Genomic DNA, 3,003 nt, shown 5'->3' with positions numbered 1-3,003 from the left:
GCGACGCGCTATGACAAATTGAAACGCAACTATGAGAGCGTCGTCGCCATGGCTTGTGGGTTTTTATGGTTGCCGATGTAATGAAACGTCAACAGCCCCTAGTTTAACCGCGACAACCACCGTGGATTCCGCCGGTGGTAACGATGCGTTCACCGATATGTCGCGCTGGTGCCTGGTAACAGCCATTGCTGCGCTGGGTATTAAAACCTCGTTTCAGAAGTTGGCCGTTGTAGGCTGGAAACCGGTTATTCTGATGGTGGCAGAGACCCTATTCCTGCTGTTGTTGGTTATGGCGTGTATTCACTTTGGACTCGCGGGGCTGTAATGGAAATCCTGCTAAGCGGCAGCACGTCGGTGTTGGTTGTCCAACAGCGGCAGCCAAGCCACTTCGAGCCGCCGTTGATTCGAAACGTGAAGAACCCGATATTCTGAACTCTGGGTCAGGCCGTGAATTAAAATTTGTTATCGACGGGCGATTACATCTATCTCGACCAGTGCGTCCACCGCAAGTGCCGTAACACCGATACAGGTCCGGGAAGGTAATTTCTCTTTCGGAAAATACGATGTGTAAACATCGTTCATAGGATAAAAAGCGCGTTTAAATTCGGTCAGAAAAATCCGCACTGAAGCCACGTTCTGGAGGCCCAGACTCATGCCCTCAAGCACCAGTATAAGGTTATCCATGACGCGGCGTGTCTGCGCCTCGATGCCGTCAGAAAGCGCTGCACCTGCATCCTTAGGGTCGGTTGGCATCTGCCCGGTCAAAAACACCCCTCCGTCTACTTCGGTGGCGTGACAAAACGGTCCGACGGGCGTTGGTGCCTTCTCAATCATATGAAATATGGGTGCAGTCATTTTATTTTTATCTCGCAATAGTGGGTTTATGTCCCCAGCCAGAAACGAAAAAGGGCCCACCCGAAGATGTGCCCTAAGTCGTTGAATTCTGGTCGGCGTGGCAGGATTCGAACCTGCGACCACTTCGTCCCGGATGAATTATTGTAGTGTTTCATTTCGGTTCATTCAAGGTGGTTTCGTGTCCGTTTTAGTCTATTACATATATGTTTTTAAAAGTTTTTTATAGAATATTTGTGTGTTGAGTGAGTTCCGGTTGTTGCAACGCGCTTTATGGGTACCCAACACGTACCGGGGCCATCATCTGTCCCCGATTAGTACCTGAGATTCGTGTAAAATAGCTATAACGGAGCTAAAAAATAGCAGACGGCTGCCAGATCTTCTTAAGACCGGTTTTCGATCCATTCAAAACTTACCTGGTTGTTGATGAGAGGACGGCACTGGCCGCATCAGAATAAAGGACACAACACCCATGTCTTTTGACACCACTGAACATAACCGCCGGAGCTCCTGCTTTGATGGGTTAGAGTCGGTGTGGCTGTTTGGTTATGGCTCGCTTATCTACAAAGTCGATTTTCCCTTTCTGGAGCAGCGCCCGGCGACTATTGAAGGCTGGGCTCGCCGATTCTGGCAGGGGTCCCATGATCACCGTGGTACACCTGATGCGCCTGGCCGCGTGGTCACCCTGATCGAAGCGCCCAACGTTTGCTGCAAAGGTATGGCTTACCGGGTCTCGCCTGACGTCTTTGCGCACCTGGATGTGCGGGAGAAGAATGGCTATCTGCGATTTGTCACTCCGGTGATTTTTGCTGATGGCACTCGCGAAGATGGCCTTGTGTATATCGCCACTGAAGATAACGCCGCTTTCCTAGGCCCTGCTGATGATGCGGACATCGCCAGGCAGATCGCTGCGTCTGAAGGCCCCAGCGGTCGTAATCGCGATTATCTCCTGAATCTGGCCACCGCGTTGCGAGCACTGGGTGACGATGACCCCCATGTGTTCGCGCTTGAGAGCTATCTGCGCTGAATCGCTCCCCGTTCCCACCAGCCATAGAATTTCGGGTTGATCCAGCGGTGTAAGTCATCGCCCTATAGGAGTAATGATGAATAGCACGCCCATACCCCGTTTCGGTCTCATTCTCATTGGTGACGAGCTGTTGAACGGCCGCAAGCAGGACGCCCATCTGGCCGCCATGATTACGCGGTTTGAAGAGCGCGGGCTGGAGTTGTCGTGGGTGCGCACGATTGCGGACGAGGGTGAGTTGATCACCCAGACGCTGACGCAAACCTTTGCCAGCCCGGACGTGGTGTTCAGCTTCGGCGGCATTGGTGCGACTCCGGACGATTTGACCCGCCAGTGCGCGGCCGCGGCCCTGGGGCTAGACCTTGCCCTGCATCGCGAAGCCGAGGCGGAAATCCGGTCACGGCTGGGTTCACGATTGAATCCGCTGCACCTGCGCATGGGGGAGTTTCCGGTTGGCAGCCGAATCATTCCTAATCCGATCAACGGCATTCCCGGTTTCGCCATTCATCGCCATCATTTTGTGCCCGGCTTTCCCAGAATGGCCTGGCCGATGGTGGAGTGGGTGCTGGATCATGATTACGTCGATTACCAGGCGGCCAATCGCACCGTGAGCCAGACCCTGGTGCTGACCGATACGTCGGAAGGGCCGTTGATTCCATTGATGGAATTGCTGCTGGCGGAGTATCCGGATTTGCGCCTGGCCTGCCTGCCCCATGCGGACGGTCGGCGTGAGGTGGAGCTGAGCCTGAAGGGCGACCCTGCACAAGTAATCGCCGGGATGAGCCGTCTGCGAGTGTTATTGCAGGAGCTGGCGGGCTGATACCGCTGCCGGAGGGGCGAGACCAGGAAGCCAGAAACGAAAAAGGGCTCACCCGAAGATGTGCCCTAAGTCGTTGAATTCTGGTCGGCTTATTTGACATTGAGATACCTCAATCAATCGAACGAACGGCTTTAGCTCAACAAGAATAAGGATTTGCGTTCGTACGCTAGGGTATGTTGACGTTTTCGCATAAGGCATTGAATAAAAAAGGCAAACTCGTAATATTAAGGTTCCGACACCACCCATAAAACGAGTTTGCCATGCCCCGATTCATGCTCAGTGATGAGCACTGGTCGAAGCTAAAAGG

The 3,003-nt window shown here is 53.4% G+C and carries 4 protein-coding genes and 1 pseudogene; 4 read left to right on the top strand and 1 reads right to left on the bottom strand.

The window, feature by feature from the left end; all coding sequences use genetic code 11:
• Both A3OI_RS22980 and A3OI_RS0118930 read left to right on the top strand, forming a co-directional pair.
• Nucleotides 1-81: pseudogene (locus tag A3OI_RS22980) on the top strand (IS5/IS1182 family transposase); the annotation flags it as partial.
• Nucleotides 82-121: 40 nt separating this feature from the next.
• Nucleotides 122-325, top strand: a complete 204-nt coding sequence (locus A3OI_RS0118930; protein WP_018405771.1) for a putative sulfate exporter family transporter — start codon at nt 122-124, stop codon at nt 323-325.
• A gap of 137 nt (nt 326-462) precedes the next feature.
• Here the strand turns inward: A3OI_RS0118930 and A3OI_RS0118925 are convergent, their stop codons facing one another.
• Nucleotides 463-855 carry a RidA family protein gene (locus tag A3OI_RS0118925; RefSeq protein ID WP_040475270.1) on the bottom strand — a complete coding sequence of 131 codons (393 nt, stop codon included), beginning with the start codon at nt 853-855 and terminating at the stop codon, nt 463-465.
• Between the two features lie 469 nt (nt 856-1,324).
• Between A3OI_RS0118925 and A3OI_RS0118920 the strand changes: the two genes are divergently transcribed.
• Complete coding sequence (locus A3OI_RS0118920; RefSeq protein ID WP_018405769.1) at nt 1,325-1,879, top strand: gamma-glutamylcyclotransferase; 555 nt, start codon at nt 1,325-1,327, stop codon at nt 1,877-1,879.
• 73 nt (nt 1,880-1,952) lie between these two features.
• Nucleotides 1,953-2,696, top strand: coding sequence for a competence/damage-inducible protein A (locus A3OI_RS0118915; RefSeq protein ID WP_228703047.1), 744 nt, complete (start codon nt 1,953-1,955; stop codon nt 2,694-2,696).
• The last annotated feature ends 307 nt before the right edge of the window (nt 2,697-3,003 follow it).

The organism is Marinobacter gelidimuriae (assembly GCF_000372805.1).
GTDB classification, from domain to species: domain Bacteria; phylum Pseudomonadota; class Gammaproteobacteria; order Pseudomonadales; family Oleiphilaceae; genus Marinobacter; species Marinobacter gelidimuriae.
Note: the sequence above shows the minus strand (reverse complement) of the source record. Positions and strands in the feature narration are given on the sequence as shown.

Bases quoted from the DNA above. Each gene is read 5' to 3' on its own strand.
- A3OI_RS0118925 (WP_040475270.1), bottom strand. From the start codon at position 855: ATGACTGCACCCATATTTCATATGATTGAGAAGGCACCAACGCCCGTC.
- A3OI_RS0118920 (WP_018405769.1), top strand. From the start codon at position 1,325: ATGTCTTTTGACACCACTGAACATAACCGCCGGAGCTCCTGCTTTGAT.
- A3OI_RS0118915 (WP_228703047.1), top strand. From the start codon at position 1,953: ATGATGAATAGCACGCCCATACCCCGTTTCGGTCTCATTCTCATTGGT.